Here is a 19,800-nt window from a genome sequence, read left to right on the forward strand (position 1 = left end):
CGGGACCGTCGACGAGCATCCCAACTGGCGCCGCCGCATGCCCGCATCCACCGAGGCGTTGCTCGCCGACCCCATCATCGGCCGCCGTACCGCGATGCTGACCGAGAAGAGACCCGGATGATCCCGCGCGCGACCTATCGCTTCCAGTTCCACGCCGGCTTCACCTTCGCCGATGCCGAGGCTTTGGTGCCCTATCTCGACCGGCTCGGCATCAGCCACGTCTATGCCTCGCCGATCACAATGGCGGTGCCCGGCTCCACCCACGGCTATGATGTCACCGATCCCACCCGCATCAACCCGGAGATGGGCGGCGAGCCCGCCTTCCGCAGCCTCGTCGCCGCGCTCAAGGCGCGCGGCATGGGCGTGGTGATCGATATCGTGCCCAACCACATGGGCGTCGCCGGCGGCGCCGACACGTGGTGGAACGACGTGCTCGCGCGCGGGCAGGCCAGCGAACATGCCCGCGTCTTCGACATCGACTGGTCGCGCCCGATCCTCCTTCCCGTGCTCGGCACCCCGCTCGGCGAGGCGCTGGCGGCAGGCGCGATCACCGTCGAGGACGGGTGGCTGGTCGCCTATGGCGAGCACCGCTTCCCGTTGCGCGAGGGCACCGCCGGCCTGCCGATGCCGGAGCTGCTCGACCGCCAGCACTACCGGCTCGCCTGGTGGCGCACCGCCAATGATAGGCTCAACTGGCGTCGCTTCTTTGCGATCAACGAACTGGCCGGCGTTCGTGCCGAGGACCCGGAAGTATTCGAGCGCACCCATGCGCTCTACTTCCGCCTCTACGAGGAGGGCCTGATCCATGGCGTCCGCGTCGACCATGTCGATGGCCTCACCGATCCCGCCGGCTATTGCCGCTCGCTGCGCGACCGGCTCGGCCCCGAGGCGTGGATCGTGGTGGAGAAGATCCTCGGCCCCGGCGAGCCGCTCCCGCGCGTCTGGGGGATCGACGGCACCAGCGGCTATGACTTCATGGAGGAGGTCACCGCCCTCCTCCACGATCCCGCCGGGGCTGAGCCGCTCGGCGATCTCTGGGCGGAGGTCAGCGGCCGTCCGGCCGATCTCGCACCGGAGGAGTTGCTCGCGCGCCAGCAACTGCTCGCCTGGCAGTTCACCGGCCAGCTCGAAGGCTGCGTCCATGCCTTTGCAGCAATCGCGCCCGAGGGCGTAACCGCTGCGATGCTGCGCCGTGCGGTCGAGCGGCTGCTGTGGGTCTTTCCCGTCTATCGCACCTACGGCCCCAACGCGCCCGCCAGCGACGCGGCGATCCGGGAAGAAGTCCGCCGTCGCGTCGCGCCGCACGTCCCGCCGGGCGAATGGCCGGTGATCGACTTCATTCTCTCCCGCCTGGCCGGGGAGGGCAACGCCACCGAGGCGGTGCGCCGCTTCCAGCAACTCTCTGCGCCCATTGCCGCCAAGGCGCTGGAGGATACCGCCTTCTACCGCTACGGCCGGCTGCTCTCGCGCAACGACGTCGGCTTCGATGCGGCACGGATGAGCCTGCCGGTCGCCGATTTCCACGCCCGTATGGAGGTGCGTGCCGAACACTGGCCGCACGCGATGCTCACCACCGCCACGCACGATCACAAGCGCGGCGAGGACACACGCGTCCGGCTGGCGGTGCTCAGCGCTATTCCCAATCGCTGGCGCGAAGAAGTCTCACGCTGGGAGGGGATCGCCGATCCGCTCTCCGAGGGAGTAGATCGCGGCGACCGCTACATGCTGTTCCAGTCGCTGCTCGGTGCCTGGCCGGGGAGGTCGGATGAAGACTTCGCCAACCGCATAGCCGCCTGGCAGACCAAGGCGCTTCGCGAGGCCAAGCTCCGCTCCTCCTGGGAAGCGCCCGACGAGGCCTATGAGGCGCGCTGCAACACCCTCGCGCGCGCGCTCATCGCGCATTCGCCGTTCGTCGCAACGGTCGGCGCGTTTCTCGTGGAGATTGCCCCCGCCGCCGAGCGCAACAGCCTTATCACCACTGCCTTGCGCTGCACCGCGCCAGGGGTGCCAGACCTGTACCAGGGCACCGAGTTCGCCGACCTTAGCCTCGTTGATCCCGATAATCGGACAGCGGTCGACTATGCCGCGCGCGTCGCCGCGCTCGACTCCCCACCGCCCAAGCTGCGCCTGATCGCCGACCTGCTCGCGCTGCGTCGCGCGCATGCGGCCCTGTTCGCCCAGGGCACGTACGCACCGGGTAACGCTGGCGACACGATCCTCGCCTTCGAGCGGCGGCACGGACACCATATCTTCCGCCTCGCCGTGCTGCTCCGCGGCGACCCGACGGGCGCGATCGCCTATCCTTCCGGGCTGGTCCTTGAAGCGGCGGATGTGTTCGCCAATGGACCGATCTGGTTCGAAGTTGCGGAGTTGGCCGCCGGGGCAGCTGATTGGGTACAATAGTCAGCGGATCCCGCGTGCTCACCGGGTAAGTGGCAATGACATGCAAACAATATTGCATGCATATTGACAGCGTGAGCCATGTCTTGCACGGGAATCCCACAACAGGGAGGATCAGTTGAGCGACACCGGCGATCTGCTCACGTCCATGACGGATCGCCTGCTGGCGAACGCGCTTGACGATGCAACGCTCCGGGGAGCCGCTGAGGGGATCTGGCCGCAGCGAGCCTGGGACGCGCTGGTTGAGCAGGGATTGCCCGTCGCGCTGGTGCAGGGCGAGGCGGGTTTCGGACTGACGCCGATGGAGGGGCTGGACCTGATCCGCCTGCTCGGGCGCCGCGCCGTACCGCTGCCGCTGGCCGAGACGATGATCGCAAACGCAGTCCTCGCGGACGCCGGCCTGCCGCCGGCGGAGGGCGTGGTCGCACTCGTCGCCGACGATCCGGGCGTGACGCTGGTCGAGCGCGATGGCGACTGGCACGCGACCGGGGTGGCCGAGCGGGTCGCCTGGGGACGGCATGCGACGACGCTGCTGATCGGCAAGGGCGACCGGGTCGGGGTGATGTCGGCCGGCTTCCGCACGATTGCCGAAGGCTGCAACCTCGCGAGCATGCCGCGCGACAAGATGGCGCTCGATGGTTTGGTGACGGTCGGCCGATCGGCGGGCTCGTCGCTGCTCGAAAGCGCTGCGCTTGCACGCGCGCTCGCCATGGCCGGCGCCTTGGAAATGCTGGTCGGGATGACGGTGGCCTATGTGACGGAGCGTCACCAGTTCGGGAAACCCTTGTCGGCGAACCAGGCGGTACAGCATTCCCTGGCGCGACTGGCCGGAGAGGCGGCCGCCGCGTCCGCCGCCGCGGATCTCGCCGCCCAAGCCTATGCCTCGGCAAGCGAGCACCTTGCCGTTGCGGTGGCCGCGGCGCGCAGCCGGATCGGGGAAGCGGTCGGCACCGCAACCGGCATCGCCCACCAGCTGCACGGCGCGATCGGGTTCACGCAGGAGCATCGGCTGCACCGCTTCACCACCGCTTTGTGGAGCTGGCGCGACGAGTTCGGCTCCGCCGCCTGGTGGACCCGCCGGCTCGGTGCTGCCGCGCTCACCCGCCCCGCGACGGCCTATTGGCCGCTCATAACATCGGTCTGATCGCGCATGCTCCAGTTCCCCTCACCCGTCCGCCACGACGCTGCCGAAGCATTGCGCAGCGAGGTGCGCACGTTCCTCGAATCGTCGATCGTTGATCGTACTCCGCTCCAGCGCGCGGAAAGCTGGAACGGCTTCGACCGGGCGTTCAGCCGGGCGCTCGGCGCGCGCGGCTGGCTGGGGATGACCTGGCCGAAGCGCTACGGCGGCCATGAGCGATCGAGCTTCGAGCGATACGTCGTGGTGGAGGAGACGCTCGCCGCCGGCGCGCCCGTCTCGGCACATTGGATCGCGGACCGGCAGAGCGGTCCGACGCTGCTCAAATTCGGCACCGAGGCACAGAAAGACGCCATTCTGCCGCGCATCGCTGCCGGTGAGTGCGTCTTCTGCATCGGCATGAGCGAGCCTGATTCGGGCTCCGACCTTGCCGCGGTGCGAACCCGCGCCGAGAAGGTGGAGGGCGGATGGCGGGTCACCGGCACCAAGCTGTGGACCACCAACGCGCACGAGGCGGATTACATGATCCTCTTCTGCCGGACCTCGGGCTCTCCCGCGGACCGGCACAAGGGCACCAGTCAGCTGCTGATCGACATGAGGGCGACAGAGGGGATGACCGTCCGACCGATCCTCGATCTGGCCGGCCAGCATCATTTCAACGAGGTGCATTTCGACGCCGCCTTTGTGCCGGAGACCGCGCTGATCGGCGAGGAAGGCGCGGGCTGGGGCCAGGTGATGAGCGAGCTCGCGTTCGAGCGCAGCGGGCCCGAGCGCTTCCTGTCGTCCATCCAGCTGCTGCTGGAGCTGATCCGCGCGCTGGAAGGCAGCGACAGCGATCTGGCGCAGCTGACGATCGGCCGCCTCACCGCGCACCTCCTCACGCTACGCCAGCTGTCGCGCGGCGTCGCGACTCTGCTGGAGGCGCATGAGGACGCCTCAATTCAGGCGGCGGTGGTCAAGGACCTGGGCGCCACCTTCGAGCAGGACCTGCCGGAGATCGCCCGCACGCTCGTCGATGCCGAGCCCGACCGCCAGTCCACCCGCGACCTGCTCGCGGTGCTCGCCTATACGATGATGAGCGCGCCGTCCTTCTCGCTGCGCGGCGGCACGCGCGAGATCCTGCGCGGCATCATTGCGCGGGGACTGGGCGTCCGCTGACGCTCCGTCCCAGCCAGCGGTCCAGGATCTCGGCGGTATCCTGCCCCACCTCGCGCGGCGCCGGCCGGCGAATGCTGCCCGGCGTCGCCGAGAGTTTGGGAAACGTGCCCTGCATCGGCGTCGGGCCGAGCACCGGATCGTCGACGGTGACGATCGCCTGACGCGCGTTGAAGTGCGGATCGGCCAGCATGTCCTCGGCATCGTACATCCGCCCCGCCGGCACCGCATACTCGATCATCAGCGCCTCGACCTCGGCGACCGAGTGGCGCGCGGTCCAGTCCTCCACGATCGAGTCGAGTTCGTCCTGGTTCTCGCCGCGCGCGAGGTGGGTGGCGTAGCGCGGATCCTGCGCCATCTCGGGCCGCCCCATCGCTTGGCACAGCCGCGCGAAGACGCTGTCCTGGTTCGCGCCGATCAGGAACTCCCCGTCGTGACAGCGGTAGACGTTCGACGGAGCGATGGCGGGGAGTTTGGAGCCGGTACGGTCGCGCTTGTGCCCAGCGATCGCCCACTCGGGGATCAATCCCTCCATCACCTGCAGCACGCTTTCGTAGAGGGCGGCATCGACGACCTGACCCTCGCCTGTCCGGGCGCGGTGGTGCAGCGCGGCGACCGCGCCCAGGCAGCCGTAGGTGGCCGCCAGCGTATCGCCGATCGAGACGCCCATGCGCGCGGGAACACGATCCGGGAAGCCGACGATCTTGCGCCATCCGCCCATCGCCTCGGCGATCCCGCCGAAACCCGCACGGGTGGCATAGGGACCGGTCTGCCCGTATCCCGATACGCGGACGATGATCAGCCGGGGATTGATCGCGTGGAGATCGGCCGGCGCGAGATTCCAGCGCTCCAGCGTGCCGGGTCGGAAGTTCTCGACCAGGATGTCGGCCTGCGCGATCAGGTCGCGCGCCAGCCCCTGGCCTTCCGCCGAGCGCAAGTCTGCCGCCACCGAATATTTGTTGCGCGCGATCACGCGCCACCAAGTCGGCGTGTTGCCCTGCCCCCAGTTGCGCATCGGGTCGCCGCTGCCCGGTTGCTCGAGCTTCACCACCTCCGCGCCAAGATCGCCGAGCAGCTGCCCGCAGAACGGTCCCGCAATCAGCTGCCCCAGCTCGACCACGCGGATGCCCGCCAGCGGGCCCCCGGCAGCCGCATTCTCCGTTTGCGCCTCAGCTGGCATGGATCGCCTTGGTCATCATATGTGCCTCCACCCCTTCCGGGCCGTCTTCGGACCCGAAGCCGCTCTCCTTGACCCCGCCGAACGGCGCGTCGGTCCAAGAGGTGCGGACATTGTTGATCACGATCATGCCGGCCTCGATCGCGTCGCCCAGCAGCGCCTGGCGGCGCCCGTTCTGCGTGAAGCAATAGGCTGCGAGCCCGTAGGGGAGCCGGTTCGCCTCCGCGATCGCCTCCTCCTCGGTCGAGAATCGGCTGAGCAGCGCCAGCGGGCCGAACGGCTCCTCGTTCATCGCCCGCGCGTCATGCGAGACATCGCCCAGCACGGTGGGTTCGAAGAAGAAGCCGTCGCCGCCCAGCCGCCTGCCGCCGGCGAGCAGCCGGGCGCCGATGCTGCGCGCATCCTCCACCATCGCCTCGATCGCACCGGGCCGGCGGGGATTGGCGGTTGGCCCCATGCCGGTCGCCGCATCGCGCCCGTCGCCGACCCTGATCCGTGCGGTGCGCTCGGCGAAGCCGGCGGCGAAACGATCGTAGATGCCTTCCTGGACGTGGAAGCGCGTCGGCGAGACGCAGACCTGGCCGGCGTTGCGGAACTTGTGCGCCACCAATGTGTCGAGCGTCGCTTCAAGATCGCAATCGTCGAACACGAGCACTGGCGAATGGCCGCCGAGTTCCATGGTCATCCGCATCACGGTGTCAGCGGCGAGGCGCATCAGCTGCTTGCCCACCGGCACCGACCCGGTGAAGCTGAGCTTGCGGGTCACCGGCGAGGCGAGCAGCGTGCGCGATACCGTGTCGGGCACGCCGAACACCAGTTGCGCGACATCGCCGGGCAGCCCCGCATCCTGGAAGCAACGCATCACCGCGATCGCACTGGCCGGCGTCTCCTCGCTCGGCTTCAGGATCACCGAACAGCCGGCGGCGAGCGCGGGCGAGATCTTGCGCACCGGGTTGATCACCGGGAAGTTCCAGGCGCAGAACGCTGCCACCGGCCCCACCGGCTGCTTCACCACCAGCGAGCGCAGCCCAGGCGGTCGCGGCAGGACGCGGCCATAGGAGCGCATCGCCTCGCCGGCGTGGAAGTCCAGCAGCGCGGCGGAATAGATCGCCTCGCCGCGCGCCTCGGCAAGCGGCTTGCCCTGCTCGCGCGTGACGATCGCCGCCAACATGTCCGCACGCTCGCGGATCAGCGCGGCGGCGCGGTGGAGAACGGCCGCGCGCGCCTCCGGTGGGGTGGTCCGCCACGCCTTAAAACCACGCTCGGACGCCTCCAGCGCGTCGTCGAGGTCCTGCGTGGTGGCGAGCGGCAGGTGGTCGAGCGACTCCCCGGTGGCAGGATTGAGCACGGGCTGCGTGTCGCGGCCGAGCGCGGATCGCCATTCACCGGCGATGTACAATCCAAGGTCGAGCCCAAGGTCGGCCAATGTGTCTGCCATGCGAAAGCCCCTCTGCCGCTCGAACCCGAAGCGGCGCCTCTCCCGTTCACGCCGGCTTTCGAGCCGCGCCCGGCTGTTTTGACCGGATTGCATGCAAATGGCAAGTGACTTCCCGGCCGAATCGGCGCATCTGTTCTCCCAGAAAACGTTGGAACAGGTAGAGGATCATGCATTTTGGTCGAAGAATCCGTGACTAAGCCGAAACCGCTGGCAGGTGGCGTGATCGATGTCGTGACTCAGGAGGCGCCCCGTCCATCAACGGATTTGGATGCCGCACGCCTAAGCGACTGGATGCTGCGATCGGTGGAAGGTTTCGCCGGGCCGCTGGAGGTGCTGCGCTTCGCCGGCGGGCAGTCCAATCCGACCTACCAGCTGCGCACGCCGAGCCAGCGCTACGTCCTCAGGCGCAAGCCCCCCGGCACTCTCGTCGCCTCCGCCCATGCGGTGGATCGCGAGTTCCGCGTGATCCGCGCGCTTGGGGACGCCGGCTTTCCCGTCCCGCGTGCCTATGCCTTGTGCGAGGACGAGGCCGTGATAGGGTCGGCCTTCTACGTCATGGCGATGGTTGATGGGCGCATCCTCTGGGACGGGCGGCTACCCGACGCCTCCCCTGAGGAACGGCGCGCGATCTACCATGCGGAGATCGACACGCTCGCGGCGCTGCACCGGATCGATCCCGCGGCGATCGGCTTGGCCGACTACGGACGACCGGGAAACTATTTCGCACGGCAGGTGGCGCGCTGGTCAAGGCAGTATGGCGAATCGGACGGGCCGCGCTGCGCCGCGATGGACCGGCTGGTCGACTGGCTGCCGCGTCACCTGCCCGCCGACCGGCCGGCTCGGATTGTCCATGGCGACTATCGCCTCGACAACATGGTATTGCACGCGACCGAGCCGCGGGTAGTCGCGGTGCTCGACTGGGAGCTGTCGACCCTCGGAGATCCGGTGGCGGACCTCACCTATCTGCTGATGCACTGGGTGACGCCCGCGCACGAGCGCGGATCGCTCGCGGCGCTCGACCTGCCGGCGCTCGGTATCCCGATCGTGACGGAGATGCTGGACCGCTACCTGGCAGCGACGGGCGACAGGCTCGACGCACCGCTCGAATGGTATCTCGCCTACAATCTGTTCCGGCTGGCCGCGATTCTTCAGGGCGTGGCGGCGCGAGGCAGAGCGGGAAATGCGAACAACGCGCGGGCGGGTCTGGCGCAGCAGCGGGTCGCGCCGCTCGCCGGCACGGCCTGGTCCTTCGCCGAAGCTTTGGGAGCACGCGTATGACCTGGCCGGCCCGCAGCATGGCGGAGACGCTGGCGCTGCTCACCGCGCCCGGCGCCCCGTTCGAGATGGTGGAGGCCGAGGTGCTCGGCCGTCCCCTGCGCACCTATGTGCGGATGCCGCGCGACTTGCGCGCGGTGTTCGACGACAGCCGGCGCTTCGGCGCGCGCGAGCTGCTGGTGTTCGAGGGCGAGCGGCTGACCTTCGAGGCGCACTGGCGCGCCGCCACCGCCTTCGGCCGCGCGCTGGCGGAGCGGTTCGGCGTCGGCAAGGGCGAGCGGGTGGCGATCGCGATGCGCAACTATCCCGAATGGTCGGTCGCCGCCTGGGGCGCCCTTGCCATCGGCGCGGTGGTGGTGCCGCTCAACGCCTGGGAGTCGAGCCCGGTGCTCGCTAGCCTGCTGCGCGACAGCGGCGCGCGTGTGGCGGTCGCCGATGCGGAGCGGCTGGCGCGGCTGGAAGAGGCGGGCACCCATGACGCGCAGGTGATCGTAGCGCGCGCCGTAGCGCCGGCCGGCACGACCGCGCTGACCGAGCTGATCGGCACGACGGCGGACTATGCCGCGCTCCCCGAGGCGCCGCTGCCGGACGCGGGCGCCGCGCCCGACGATCTCGCCACGATCTTCTACACCTCGGGCACCACCGGGCATCCCAAAGGCGCGGCGGGCACCCACCGCAACATCCTGATCAATTATGTCAACGGCGGCTTCCGGTCGATGCGCGCGGCGGTGCGACGCGGCGATCCGGTGCCGGCCGGTCCCTCGATCGCCGAGCGCCGGGTGCTGATGCCGATGCCGCTGTTCCACGTCACCGGCTTCCATTCGACGCTGATCCCCGCGCTGGCGAACGGATCGACGGTGCACCTGATGTACAAATGGGATGTCGTCAGGGCGCTGGATCTAATCGTGCGCGAGCGTGTCCAGCAGCTCAACCTGGTCCCTTCGCTCGCCTGGCAGCTGGCGGACGCGCTGGCCGAAGGCGACCATGACGTGAGCAGCGTCGATATGGTCGGCTATGGCGGCGCGGCGGCGGCACCGGAGCTGGCGACCCGCATGCGTACGGTGTTCCCGAACGCCTTTCCCGGCCAGGGCTATGGCGCCACCGAGACCTCGTCGCTGGTCGCGGCGAACAGTCACGAGGACTTCCTAGCGCGTCCCGGCAGCGTCGGCACCGCAATGCCCTGCTGCGACGTGCGGATCGTCGATGCGGACGGGCGGGACGCGGCGACGGGGCAGCCGGGCGAGCTCTGGGTGTCCGGACCCAACGTCGTTATCGGCTATTGGAACCGCCCCGATGCGACCCGCGAGTGTTTCGGCGACGGCTGGTACCGTACCGGCGACGTAGCGCAGATCGATGACGAGGGCTTCATCACCATTCGCGACCGGATCAAGGACATGCTGATCCGCGGTGGCGAGAACATCTATTGCGTCGAGATCGAGGATTGCCTGTCCGCCCACCCTGCGGTGAGCGAGGCCGCGGTGTTCGGCTTGCCCGACCGCGTGCTGGGCGAGGTGGTCGGCGCTGCGGTGTGCCTGCGCGCCGGGTTGCACGTCGACGAGGCCGCGCTGCAGGAGTTCGTCGGCGCGCGACTGGTGGCGCACAAGGTGCCGGTGCGGATCGACTTCCATGACGCGCCTCTACCACGCAACGCGGCAGGCAAGCTGCTCAAGAAGGACCTGCGCCGATGACTGCCGCCGCCTCGCTCGCCGCCGCCGAGCGGCTGTTCCACACCGTCGAGCATGGCGACCTCGACGATCTGCGCCAGATCTTCACCGAAGGCGCGATGGTGTGGCACAACACCGACGAGAAACTGGTCGACGTCGAAACCACGATCGCCAACCTGCGCGCGATCCGCGCCAGCGCCAGCGTGTTCCATTATACCGACATCCGCCGCGAGCCGACTCCCAGCGGCTTCGTCCAGCAGCATACATTGATCGTGGAGATGCCCAACGGGCGCGGCATGCGCGACCTGTGCTGCTGCGTCTGCCGGGTGGAGGACGGTCGGATCGCGCACATGGATGGGTATCACGATTCGGCGGTGGTCAACGGCATGGCGCATCGCGCGCGACCGGACGCCGGCTGACCGCCAGCGCCCGGCCGTCGATCAGGCCTTCTGCGGAATGTTGGCGTAATAGGGGATCGGCACGCCGTCCGCGCCGCTGACATCGCCCACCATCATCCGCGTGCGCGGGTGCATCACGGCCGCATCAATGATCACGTTGAGCAGCCGAGGCTCGCCCGACGCGAACGCCTCCTTCACCGCGGGCGCGAGATCCTCGTAGCGGTCAATGCGCACGCCGGGCACGCCGAAGCCCTCCGCCACCGTCTCGAAATGCGTGTCCTCCAGAGCGACGATCACCTCGCGGTTCTTGCCGTACAGCAGGTTCTGCGCATTGCGCGACATGCCCCATTCCGCATTGTTCAGCACCACGGTGACGATCGGCAGCCGGTGCCGCATCATCGTGTCCAGCTCCTGGATGTTGAAGCCCGCACCGCCGTCCCCGGCGAAGCAGACCACCGGCCGGCCTGGGTTCGCCCGCGCCGCGCCGATCGCCATGCCCGGCGAGATGCCGAGGCAGCCGAGATAGCCGCAGCGCAGGTGCTGCCCGGCGCCGGGCGAGCGGACGAGATCGCCCACCCAGTTTCCCGCCTCGCCGCCGTCGGCGATCACCGCCGTGCCCTCGGGCAGCGCGTCCATCACCGCGGCGACGGCATGGCCGGGGTGGATCGCGCCGGGCCGGGTGTTCAGCGGCGCATCGGCAAAAGCCTGGCGCGCCTTGCTGCGGAACCCGCGCAGCGTTGCCGCCCACTCCTCGCGCTTGGGCCAGCTCTCGCCCTCGGCCGCCTTGAGCAGCGCGTCGAGCGTCGCGCCCGCATCCGCGACGATCGGCAGGTCGGCGTTGCGCACCCGCCCGATCTCCTCGGGGTTGGACTCAATCTGCGCGACATAGGCCGCCTGCGGGATGATCGCCCCCATCGCACCGCCCAGGAACATGCCCATCCGCGCGCCGACCAGCAGCACCGCGTCCGCCGGCGTGCCGTTCGCCGCCGCTGCGGCGAGGCCCGCGGCGGCACCGGCATAATAGGGATGGTCGTCGGGCAGCACGCCCAGCGCCTTCTGGCCGGCGATCACCGGCACGCCCATCAGCTCGGCAAGCCGCCGCAGCCGCTCGCCCGAGTTGGTCAGCACCGCGCCGCCTCCGGCGATCACCACCGGACGCTCCGCCTTGCGGAACATCTCGATCACGCCGGCGATCGCGTCAGGCGTCGGACCGGATGGCGCGGGGCGCTTCCAGGTCGAAACGTCGGGCGCCACTTCCTCGGTGGGCGTGAACATCACGTCGATCGGAATTTCCAGGAAGACGGGACCTGGCGATCCGCTGAGCGCAATCTCGCCGGCGCGGCGAACATATTCTACGATCCGGCCGGGCTCGGCCACACGCTGCGCCCATTTGGTCACCGGCGCCGCCATGGCCACCGCGTCGAACCCGCCCTGGAGCGTGTTGAGCTCCGCCTCGCGCAGCGGCGCCGCGCCGGCGATGAACAGGGTGGGGATGCGATCCAGCCAGGCGTTGGTGATCGCGGTCAGCGCATTGGTGAAGCCGGGCCCGGAGGTCACCGCGCATACCCCGAGCTTGCCGTTGGAGGCGCGGGCATAGCCGTCCGCGGCATGGCCCGCCGAGGCCTCGTGCCGGGTGTCGGTAATACGGATGCCGAATTCCTCGCAGGCCATGAACAGCGGATCGAGGTGGCTGCCGTGCAGCGCGAACAGCTCGCTCACGCCCAGGCCCGCCAGGGCAGCCGCGGCCAGTTCGCCGGCGGCGCGCTTCTTGGTCATTGTCCTCTCCAGGATGATGGATCCGCCCGTGCGGCGGCTGGGCACAATGTGTCGCGGCAACCGCGGACCTGTCTAGGCGCCGCCATCATCCATGTGATTTGTGAGCAGCGCCGGCGCGGAAAGATGCCGGGCGATCGCGCGGCGCATGGCAGAGACCAGTTCCCGCTCGCGCGCGGCGATGTCGGCAAGCCGGCCAGTTACCGCAATCGCGAACAGCCGCGCGCCGCGGTCCAACCCCGCGGGCAGCGGCATCGCGATCGAGCCGAGGCCGGGCGTCACCAGCCCGCGCGAGAAGACATAGCCTTCGCGCCGGAGCTGCCCCAAATGCGCCGCCACGGTACGGGGGTCGACGGCGGCCCCGTCCTCCGCCTCCGCATTGGCGCGCCGGCACAGGGCCTGCACGAGATCGTCGGGCTCGTCGCGCAGCAGCGCCAAGCCTGTGGCCGACCAGACCACCAGCCGCCGCAGTCCCTGCGGCAGCGCCACCGGCTGCGCGCCCCTGCCCTGGATGACGCGCACGTCCTGCGCATACAGCCCGTTGCGGGTCGCCAGCACCACCGACTCGCCGGTGGCAGCGGCGATCTCCTCCAGCATGCGCACGATCGTGCCGTCGCGCATCGGCCCCTGGCCAAGCCAATGTCCCAGCAAGGCGACCCGCGGCGACGGCAGGAAGGTGCGCGCCTGCGGGTCATGGTCCAGGAAGCCCATCTCGACCAAGGAGCGGAGCAGCACGGAGGTAGAGGATTGCGGAAATTCGAGCTGGTCGGCGATCTCCTGCACCTTGGCCTCGCGCTGCACCTCGTCGAAGAAGTCGAAAATCTGCAAAACGCGGGCGGCCGATTTCACCAGCGTCGGGAGCTGGGGTTCGCGATCGACCACCACCTGCGCGTTGCGCAACGGCTCATCTCTCGGCTTCATCGGTGGCGCGGCATCCCGGCTTGGCAAGAAGGCTTGATCTAGGACCGAACCGCCGCGAGTGTAAGGCTGTTGGCACCGCACTCGGACTGCATGCAACGACGTAGGACGTTGGGCTCCCGCCCGCGGATCCAGAACGCTGCGCCTTCCGCAGCAGGCCCCAGCTCATATTCGGTGATTGCATGCAATATTGAACCGGCAGATTTTTCGGGCTAGGACCTGCGGCGAGCACCCGAAAGGATGCCAAGGGAGAGCGGCAGGTGAACGACGTCCCGAAGGACAGGATTGAGGACGCGGGATCGCCCGGCAGGCGCCCCCTCCGCGCGGCGGTGATCGGCGCGGGCATGGCGGGCATCCTGGCGGCGGTGAAACTGCGCGAGCGGAACATCGACTTGGCGGTGTTCGAGAAAGCGGACAGCGTCGGCGGCACCTGGCGCGACAACACCTATCCCGGCCTCGCCTGCGACGTCGCGGCACACTGGTACACCTATTCTTTCGCGCGCAATCCGGATTGGGACCGGCTGATGGCTGCGGGGCCGGACATCCGCGCCTACTTCGAGCGAGTAGCGGCGGAACGCGGCGTGCTGCCGCTGATCCGCTTCGGCGACGAGGTGACCCGCCTCGAATATGACGCCGCCGGCTGGCAGTTAACCACCGCCGCCGGATATCGTGACCGGTTCGACATCGTGATCGTCGCCACCGGCGTGCTCCATCATCCCAACATCCCGCAGTTCGAGGGGCTGGAGACGTTCGAGGGCGCGGTATTCCATTCGGCCCGCTGGGACCATGACGTGCCGCTCGACGGCAAGAGGATCGGCGTGGTTGGCACCGGCTCCACCGCCGCGCAGCTCACCTCCGCACTGGCGCCCCGGTCGGCGCATTTCTCGCTGTTCCAGCGCACCCCGCAATGGGTGATGCCGCGCCCGAACCCGGAATATTCGCCTGAGGAGAAGGCGGCGTTCCGCGCCGATCCTGCGGCGCTGGAGGCGCTGGTCCAGCAGCTGCGCAGCAAGACGCTGGAAGGCTATGCCACCGCCGTTCTCGACTATGATTCGCCGCAGCTCGCCGAGATTGAGCGATTGTGCCGCGAGCATCTGGAAACGGTGCGCGATCCCGACCTGCGCCGGCGCCTAACCCCGGACTATCGCGCCGCCTGCAAGCGGCTGGTGATCTCCGACGATTTCTATAGGGCGATCCAGCATCCCAACGCCGAGCTGGTGACCTCGCCGATCGTGCGGATCGAGCCCGCCGGCATCCGCACCGCGGACGGCACGCTGCATGAACTCGATGTGCTGGCGCTCGCCACCGGCTTCCTGGTCGATCGCTTCATCCGCCCCGCCAAGGTGATCGGCCGCGGCGGGCTCGACCTCGACGATGTCTGGGCCGAGGTGCCGTCCGCCTATCTGTCGGTCACGGTACCCGGGTTCCCCAACCTGTTCATGCTCAATGGGCCGAACAGCCCGGTCGGCAACTTCTCGCTGATCGAGGTGTCCGAGCGGCAGGTCGGCTATCTGATGCAGCTGATCGATGGCGTGCAGCGCGGCGATTATCGCGAGGTGAGCGCGACGCCCGAAGCGCTCGACCGGTTCGAGGCCGAGCGTCAGGAAGCCGCCAAGCGCACCGTCTGGGTCACCGGCTGCAACAGCTGGTATCTCGACAAGCGCGGCGTGCCCTCGTCCTGGACCTTCTCCTTCGATCGTTTCGCGCAGGAGATGACCGCGCCGAAGATGGCCGACTTCGAGACCCGCTGACACCAACGAGGAGAGGAACGCGATGCCGAGCCGGGAAGAGATCGAAAGCGCGCTGCACCGTCTGAATGCGGCGGAGAATTCGCGTCCCACCGCCACGGTGGAAGAGATCAGCAGCAAGATCGACCAGATCATGGCACCCGATGTCGAGGGCTGGCGCAATGGCGCCCACGTCTCCAGCCGCGAGGCCGAGCGCGAGGTGGAGAAGAAGGCGTTCGGCGCGCTGACCGACTATCACCGCACGTTCGAGAAGATGCTGATCGACCCGCCTTTGGCGACGATCACCTGGACGATCCGCGGCACCTTTGCCGGTAAGCCGGTCGAAGCGCCGGGCTGCTCCACCTTCGAGTTCAACGACGAGGGCCGGGCGCGCAAATACTGGATGTATTTTGATCCCGCCCATTTCTCCTACCGCTCCTGATCTCGGGCGGCGTCCACACCATCATACCGGAGGCGTACTTCATGGCAGTCAGCGTGTTCTTCCCCAATGTCGGCATGGGGATCTCGGACGGGGATATCGTGAAGTGGCACGCCGAGGTGGGCGACCGCGTGGAGGCGGGCGCCATCCTGGTGGAGATCGAATCGGCCAAATCCACCGTCGAGGTTGAGGCGCCGGCGAGCGGCACGCTGACCCAGATCTTCGCCCAGGTGGAGGATACGGTGGAGGTCGGTGCCGAGATCGCGACGATCGAGGAAGGCTGAGATGAATCTCGAACCCGCCCGGCAGATCGAGCTGTTCACCCGGATGCTGCGCATCCGCAAGTTCGAGGAAGCGATCATCGCCCATCACCCGGTGGGACACCTCAGCATCGGGCAGGAAGGCGCGATCGTCGGCGCGTGCATGGCGCTGCGCCATGACGATTACGTCACCGGCACGCACCGCTCGCACGGCCATCCGATCGGCAAGGGTGCGGACGTGCTGCCGCTGATGGCGGAGATCTTCGGCAAGCAGACCGGCGTGTGCAAGGGCCTGGGCGGATCGATGCACCTCACCGACACCAGCATGGGGCTGATCGGCGAATCGGCGATCGTCGGGGGTGGCCTGCCGCTCGCAACGGGCGCGGGGCTGAGCATCCAGGTGCGCAAGAGCGACCAGGTCAGCCTCTGCTTCTTCGGCGACGGCGCGGTGAACCAGGGCACGTTCGGCGAGAGCCTGAACATGGCGGCGATCTGGAAGCTGCCTGTGATCTATCTCTGCGAGAACAACGGCTATGCGGTGACCACCTCGGTGGCGAAGTCGCACGGCCAGCCGGACATCCACCGGCGCGCGGACGGCTTCGGCATCCCCGGCGTGCTGGTCGACGGCCAGGACGCCGAGGCGGTGTACGAGGCGACCCGCACTGCGGTGTCGCGCGCGCGCGCCGGCGAGGGTCCGACGCTGATCGAGGCGAAGACCTATCGCTTTGACGAGCATTCGAACCGGCTGGCGATCCCGATCAAGTACCGCGAGGAGGACGAGATCGCGCTCTACCGCGCCGAGAAGGACCCGATCACGCTCTACCGTGCGGTGCTCGCCGGGCGCGGGCTTGAGGCGGAGGCGGACGCCGCAGAGGCGGCGACAACGGCGCTCATGGAAGAGGCGATCCGCTTCGCCAAGGAGAGCCCGGAGCCGCAGCTGCAGGACCTGCTCGACAGCATGTACTCCAACCCGATCCACTTCCCCGTCGCGAACGAAGGAATGCCGTGGAATGCGTAACGCGACCCAGAAGCTGTCGTACCTCCAGGCGATCGTCCAGGCGCAGCGCGAGGAGATGCAGCGCGACGAGCGCGTGATCCTGATGGGCGAGGACATCGCCGTCTATGGCGCGCAGGCGCTGTTCGACGAATTCGACCACAGCCGGCTGCGCAACCTGCCGATCTCAGAAGGCAGCTTCACCGGCGTAGGCGTCGGCGCGGCGCTGACCGGGCTGCGGCCGATCGTCGACCTGACCATCGCCAGCTTCGTCTATCTCGCCTCGGACCAGATCATCAACCAGGCGGCCAAGCTGCGCTTCATGACCGGCGGGCAGTTGAAGGTGCCGCTCGTGGTGCGCACCAGCACATTCTACAACAACCGCACCGCCGCGCAGCATGCCGATCGGCCCTATCCGTTGTTCATGAACGTGCCGGGCCTCAAGGTGCTGGCGCCCGCCACCGCCACCGATGCCAAGGGGCTGCTCAAGTCCGCGGTGCGCGACGACGACCCCGTCGTGATCTTCGAGGACACCAACCTGTGGGGCAAGAAGGAGGAGGTGCCGACCGACGACGACTTCCTCGTGCCGATCGGCAAGGCGGAGGTGAAGCGCGAGGGCAGCGACGTGACCATCGTGTCGCTCGCCGGATCGCTCCCCGCAGCGCTCGGCGCGGCGGACATGCTCGCCAAGGACGGGCTGTCGGCGGAGGTGATCGACCTGCGCACGATCGTGCCGATGGACCGCGCGGCGATCCTGAACTCCGTCGCCAAGACCGGCCGGCTGGTGATCGCCGACGCCTCGCACCGGATCGGCAGCGTCGCCTCGGAGATTGCCGCCTTCGTGGTGGAGCAGGCGTTCGACAGCCTGAAGAAGTCCGTCCGGCGCGTCACCACGCCCTCGGTGCACATCCCCTATAATCCGACGCTGGAGAAGCAGCTGTATCCGACCAAGGAGCGGATCGTGGCGGCGGTGCGCGAGATCGCCTGATGCCGCACGGGACGGCTGCGCGTCAGCCGTCCCAAAAGTCGGTGCTGCCGGGCGGCACGCGATAGGCGCCGTCGAGGCGGATGACGCTGCCGTTGAACATGCGATTCTCCACCACCGCACGCACGCCCTCTGCAAACTCTGCGGCATGACCGGGCCGCGCCGGATATTGCACCTGGTCGCGCAGCCAGTCGACCATTGGTCCGCGTGCATTGGCGAACATCGGCGTCTCGAAGATGCCGGGTGCGATCGTCACCACGCGGATGCCATGGCGCGCGAACTCGCGTGCCAGCGGCAGCGTCATCGCGTCGATCCCGCCCTTGGAGGCGGCGTAAGCGGCGGTGCCGATCTGACCTTCGGTGGCGACGATTGAGGAGGTGTGCACGATCACGCCGCGCTCGCCATCCTCGTCCGCGTCCGCGTCCGCCGCGATCATCCGCTCCGCTGCCGCCTGGGTGAGGATGAAGCTGCCCAGCGTGTTCACCTCCAGCACCCGGCGGAAGCCCGCAGCGGTCACGGTGCGGCCGGGGCCGGCGGAAATCCCGCTATGTCCAGTCCCCGTGGTGTTGAGCAGCACGCGCAGCGTACCGATCGCTGGTGCCAGCGCTTCTATGGCGCGCGCCACCGCCGCTTCGTCGGCGACATCCGCCTCGGCGAACGCGCCATCCCAGTCACCCCGCGTCATGTCGAGCACGCCGACGCGCCCGCCCGCGTCACGCAGCGCCTGCGCGGTGACCAGGCCCAGCCCCGACCCGCCGCCCGCGACGATGATCCCACTGCCTTCGATCCTCATGCGATCTCCTCTTGTGCGATCTCGCGCGTGATCGTCCGGCTGCCGAGCCAGAACAGCAGCATCGACACCAGCCCGGCCGAAATGCCGATCAGAATGCCCGCGCGCAGCCCCTCCCCTGCCCCCAGCGTCGGCGCGAAGAGATCGCTCGCCGCGCCGATCAGCAGCGGCCCGAGGCTCAGGCCCACCGCGCTGTTGAGGAACAGCGCCACCGCCAGCGCGGTCGCCTTGGCGCGGGGGCCCGCCAGCCGCTGCATCGCCAGATTGCCCGGGCCGTACCACAGGCTGGAGAAGAAGGCGGCCAGCGCGAAGATCGCCAGCGACGCGGCCGCACTTGGCACCACGAACATCGCCACGTAGCTGATCGTGCCCAGCAGCGATCCAGCCGCGGGGATCAGCGCGAGGTTGCGCACGTTGCGCCCGCCGGCCCGATCGCCCATCCGCCCGCCGACCAGTGCGCCCAGCGCGCCGCCGATCGCGCCGAATAGGCCCAATCCCAGCCCGATTACGCCCAGCGGAGTCTGCCCGATCCCGGCGCCGATCCGCGTCAGCTCGTCCAGGTGATTGCGGAGGTAATAGGAGCCGGCGAACGCCATGGTGCCGTAATTGACGAAGCTCATCAGCGCCGATCCCAGTGCGATCAGCAAAAACGTCCGCCGCGACAGCAAAGTCGCCAGCGAGCGGAACAGCGGCGGCATCGGCGCGTGGGTCGAGACGCCATGGCCGGGATCGCGCAGCGTAGTGAGCACCAGCAGCCCGACGATCACACCGGGGATGCCAGCGCACGCCATGGTCCAGCGCCAGCCGATCAGCCCTTCCAGCATGCCGCCGCCGATCAGCCCCACAGCCGCGCCGACGGGGGCACCGGTGGCGAATACCGCCAGCGCGCCTGAGCGCTTCTCGGGCGGAAACCGGTCCGCGATCAGCGACTGCGAGGGCGGCGCGCCGCCCGCCTCGCCGATGCCCACCCCCAGCCGCAGCAGCAGCATCTGCACGAAGCTGCCCGCGAGCGCGGTGAATGCGGTGAACACGCTCCACACGAGCACCGCGGCGCCGACGACATGGACGCGGTTAGACCGATCGGCGAGCCGCGCGATCGGCAGCGCGGCGACGCTGTAGAGCAGGGCGAACGATAGTCCGCTCAGCGCTCCGAGCTGCCAGTCCGCCAGCCCCAGATCGCGCTTGATCGGCTCGGCCAGGATGTTGATGATTTGGCGGTCGAGCAGATTGAGCGCGAAGCCGACGGTCAACACGCCGAGCATCCACCGC

General features: G+C 68.8%; 18 protein-coding genes. 11 read left to right on the forward strand and 7 right to left on the reverse strand.

All coding sequences use genetic code 11. The features are described from left to right. Positions 1 to 117 precede the first annotated feature (117 nt). The 3 genes from treY to ACFDTH_RS03075 all read left to right on the forward strand — a co-directional run bounded on the left by treY (position 118) and on the right by ACFDTH_RS03075 (position 4,696). A complete protein-coding gene (treY, locus tag ACFDTH_RS03065; RefSeq protein ID WP_375286038.1) occupies positions 118 to 2,403 on the forward strand; it encodes a malto-oligosyltrehalose synthase in 2,286 nt (761 codons plus the stop codon). A gap of 115 nt (positions 2,404 to 2,518) precedes the next feature. After that, positions 2,519 to 3,544 (forward strand): acyl-CoA dehydrogenase family protein, encoded by a 1,026-nt coding sequence (locus ACFDTH_RS03070; protein WP_375286039.1) that lies wholly within the window; start codon positions 2,519 to 2,521, stop codon positions 3,542 to 3,544. A gap of 6 nt (positions 3,545 to 3,550) precedes the next feature. Further along, positions 3,551 to 4,696 carry an acyl-CoA dehydrogenase family protein gene (locus tag ACFDTH_RS03075; RefSeq protein ID WP_375286040.1) on the forward strand — a complete coding sequence of 382 codons (1,146 nt, stop codon included), beginning with the start codon at positions 3,551 to 3,553 and terminating at the stop codon, positions 4,694 to 4,696. On the opposite strand, the gene ACFDTH_RS03080 is transcribed toward ACFDTH_RS03075, so the two are convergent. The 3 genes from ACFDTH_RS03080 to ACFDTH_RS03090 are packed head-to-tail and all read right to left on the reverse strand — an operon-like array spanning position 4,668 to position 7,477. Then, positions 4,668 to 5,873, reverse strand: a complete 1,206-nt coding sequence (locus tag ACFDTH_RS03080) for a CaiB/BaiF CoA transferase family protein (protein ID WP_375286041.1) — start codon at positions 5,871 to 5,873, stop codon at positions 4,668 to 4,670. The two genes, ACFDTH_RS03075 and ACFDTH_RS03080, sit on opposite strands and share 29 nt — an antisense overlap. Then, entirely contained in the window at positions 5,863 to 7,308 is a 1,446-nt protein-coding gene (locus tag ACFDTH_RS03085; RefSeq protein WP_375286042.1) for an NAD-dependent succinate-semialdehyde dehydrogenase, read from the reverse strand. Before ACFDTH_RS03085 ends, ACFDTH_RS03080 begins: the two co-directional genes overlap by 11 nt. Positions 7,309 to 7,354: 46 nt before the next feature. Then, entirely contained in the window at positions 7,355 to 7,477 is a 123-nt protein-coding gene (locus ACFDTH_RS03090; protein WP_375286043.1) for a hypothetical protein, read from the reverse strand. A gap of 122 nt (positions 7,478 to 7,599) precedes the next feature. Here ACFDTH_RS03090 and ACFDTH_RS03095 point away from each other — a divergent pair, with 122 nt between their 5' ends. The 3 genes from ACFDTH_RS03095 to ACFDTH_RS03105 are packed head-to-tail and all read left to right on the forward strand — an operon-like array spanning position 7,600 to position 10,666. After that, complete coding sequence (locus ACFDTH_RS03095) at positions 7,600 to 8,586, forward strand: phosphotransferase family protein (protein ID WP_375286044.1); 987 nt, start codon at positions 7,600 to 7,602, stop codon at positions 8,584 to 8,586. Next, positions 8,583 to 10,271 (forward strand): class I adenylate-forming enzyme family protein, encoded by a 1,689-nt coding sequence (locus ACFDTH_RS03100; RefSeq protein ID WP_375286045.1) that lies wholly within the window; start codon positions 8,583 to 8,585, stop codon positions 10,269 to 10,271. The genes ACFDTH_RS03095 and ACFDTH_RS03100 overlap by 4 nt, the downstream gene beginning before the upstream one ends. Continuing rightward, entirely contained in the window at positions 10,268 to 10,666 is a 399-nt protein-coding gene (locus ACFDTH_RS03105; protein WP_375286046.1) for a nuclear transport factor 2 family protein, read from the forward strand. The genes ACFDTH_RS03100 and ACFDTH_RS03105 overlap by 4 nt, the downstream gene beginning before the upstream one ends. A 21-nt stretch (positions 10,667 to 10,687) precedes the next feature. On the opposite strand, the gene ACFDTH_RS03110 is transcribed toward ACFDTH_RS03105, so the two are convergent. Continuing rightward, positions 10,688 to 12,421: a thiamine pyrophosphate-binding protein gene (locus ACFDTH_RS03110; RefSeq protein WP_375286047.1), complete on the reverse strand. Its 1,734-nt coding sequence runs from the start codon at positions 12,419 to 12,421 to the stop codon at positions 10,688 to 10,690. A 72-nt stretch (positions 12,422 to 12,493) separates the two neighbouring features. Continuing rightward, positions 12,494 to 13,339 carry an IclR family transcriptional regulator gene (locus ACFDTH_RS03115; protein WP_375286048.1) on the reverse strand — a complete coding sequence of 282 codons (846 nt, stop codon included), beginning with the start codon at positions 13,337 to 13,339 and terminating at the stop codon, positions 12,494 to 12,496. 257 nt (positions 13,340 to 13,596) lie between these two features. On the opposite strand from ACFDTH_RS03115, the gene ACFDTH_RS03120 reads away from it, so the two are divergent. The 5 genes from ACFDTH_RS03120 to ACFDTH_RS03140 are packed head-to-tail and all read left to right on the forward strand — an operon-like array spanning position 13,597 to position 17,744. Continuing rightward, a complete protein-coding gene (locus ACFDTH_RS03120) occupies positions 13,597 to 15,087 on the forward strand; it encodes a flavin-containing monooxygenase (protein WP_375286049.1) in 1,491 nt (496 codons plus the stop codon). Positions 15,088 to 15,109: 22 nt separating this feature from the next. After that, positions 15,110 to 15,505 carry a nuclear transport factor 2 family protein gene (locus tag ACFDTH_RS03125; RefSeq protein WP_375286050.1) on the forward strand — a complete coding sequence of 132 codons (396 nt, stop codon included), beginning with the start codon at positions 15,110 to 15,112 and terminating at the stop codon, positions 15,503 to 15,505. A 41-nt stretch (positions 15,506 to 15,546) separates the two neighbouring features. Further along, the gene (locus ACFDTH_RS03130) at positions 15,547 to 15,786 is read left to right on the forward strand and encodes a biotin/lipoyl-containing protein (protein WP_375286051.1); all 240 of its coding nucleotides are present in this window, start codon (positions 15,547 to 15,549) and stop codon (positions 15,784 to 15,786) included. Position 15,787: 1 nt separating this feature from the next. Beyond that, positions 15,788 to 16,780 (forward strand): thiamine pyrophosphate-dependent dehydrogenase E1 component subunit alpha, encoded by a 993-nt coding sequence (locus tag ACFDTH_RS03135; protein ID WP_375286052.1) that lies wholly within the window; start codon positions 15,788 to 15,790, stop codon positions 16,778 to 16,780. Next, positions 16,773 to 17,744 (forward strand): alpha-ketoacid dehydrogenase subunit beta, encoded by a 972-nt coding sequence (locus ACFDTH_RS03140; RefSeq protein WP_375286053.1) that lies wholly within the window; start codon positions 16,773 to 16,775, stop codon positions 17,742 to 17,744. The genes ACFDTH_RS03135 and ACFDTH_RS03140 overlap by 8 nt, the downstream gene beginning before the upstream one ends. 22 nt (positions 17,745 to 17,766) lie before the next feature. Here the strand turns inward: ACFDTH_RS03140 and ACFDTH_RS03145 are convergent, their stop codons facing one another. Next, positions 17,767 to 18,534, reverse strand: coding sequence for an SDR family NAD(P)-dependent oxidoreductase (locus ACFDTH_RS03145; RefSeq protein ID WP_375286054.1), 768 nt, complete (start codon positions 18,532 to 18,534; stop codon positions 17,767 to 17,769). Then, positions 18,531 to 19,793, reverse strand: coding sequence for a spinster family MFS transporter (locus ACFDTH_RS03150; RefSeq protein ID WP_375286055.1), 1,263 nt, complete (start codon positions 19,791 to 19,793; stop codon positions 18,531 to 18,533). Before ACFDTH_RS03150 ends, ACFDTH_RS03145 begins: the two co-directional genes overlap by 4 nt. Between the last annotated feature and the right edge of the window lie 7 nt (positions 19,794 to 19,800).

It is taken from the genome of Sphingomonas sp. (assembly GCF_042096255.1).
Taxonomy (GTDB): Bacteria; Pseudomonadota; Alphaproteobacteria; order Sphingomonadales; family Sphingomonadaceae; genus Sphingomonas.

Excerpts from the sequence above, each read along its gene's own strand:
- treY (WP_375286038.1), top strand. The coding sequence starts at position 118 with ATGATCCCGCGCGCGACCTATCGCTTCCAGTTCCACGCCGGCTTCACC.
- ACFDTH_RS03075 (WP_375286040.1), top strand. The coding sequence starts at position 3,551 with ATGCTCCAGTTCCCCTCACCCGTCCGCCACGACGCTGCCGAAGCATTG.
- ACFDTH_RS03080 (WP_375286041.1), bottom strand. The coding sequence starts at position 5,873 with ATGCCAGCTGAGGCGCAAACGGAGAATGCGGCTGCCGGGGGCCCGCTG.
- ACFDTH_RS03085 (WP_375286042.1), bottom strand. The coding sequence starts at position 7,308 with ATGGCAGACACATTGGCCGACCTTGGGCTCGACCTTGGATTGTACATC.
- ACFDTH_RS03090 (WP_375286043.1), bottom strand. The coding sequence starts at position 7,477 with ATGATCCTCTACCTGTTCCAACGTTTTCTGGGAGAACAGATGCGCCGA.
- ACFDTH_RS03095 (WP_375286044.1), top strand. The coding sequence starts at position 7,600 with ATGCTGCGATCGGTGGAAGGTTTCGCCGGGCCGCTGGAGGTGCTGCGC.
- ACFDTH_RS03100 (WP_375286045.1), top strand. The coding sequence starts at position 8,583 with ATGACCTGGCCGGCCCGCAGCATGGCGGAGACGCTGGCGCTGCTCACC.
- ACFDTH_RS03105 (WP_375286046.1), top strand. The coding sequence starts at position 10,268 with ATGACTGCCGCCGCCTCGCTCGCCGCCGCCGAGCGGCTGTTCCACACC.
- ACFDTH_RS03110 (WP_375286047.1), bottom strand. The coding sequence starts at position 12,421 with ATGACCAAGAAGCGCGCCGCCGGCGAACTGGCCGCGGCTGCCCTGGCG.
- ACFDTH_RS03115 (WP_375286048.1), bottom strand. The coding sequence starts at position 13,339 with ATGAAGCCGAGAGATGAGCCGTTGCGCAACGCGCAGGTGGTGGTCGAT.
- ACFDTH_RS03125 (WP_375286050.1), top strand. The coding sequence starts at position 15,110 with ATGCCGAGCCGGGAAGAGATCGAAAGCGCGCTGCACCGTCTGAATGCG.
- ACFDTH_RS03130 (WP_375286051.1), top strand. The coding sequence starts at position 15,547 with ATGGCAGTCAGCGTGTTCTTCCCCAATGTCGGCATGGGGATCTCGGAC.
- ACFDTH_RS03135 (WP_375286052.1), top strand. The coding sequence starts at position 15,788 with ATGAATCTCGAACCCGCCCGGCAGATCGAGCTGTTCACCCGGATGCTG.
- ACFDTH_RS03140 (WP_375286053.1), top strand. The coding sequence starts at position 16,773 with ATGCGTAACGCGACCCAGAAGCTGTCGTACCTCCAGGCGATCGTCCAG.
- ACFDTH_RS03145 (WP_375286054.1), bottom strand. The coding sequence starts at position 18,534 with ATGAGGATCGAAGGCAGTGGGATCATCGTCGCGGGCGGCGGGTCGGGG.
- ACFDTH_RS03150 (WP_375286055.1), bottom strand. The coding sequence starts at position 19,793 with ATGCTCGGCGTGTTGACCGTCGGCTTCGCGCTCAATCTGCTCGACCGC.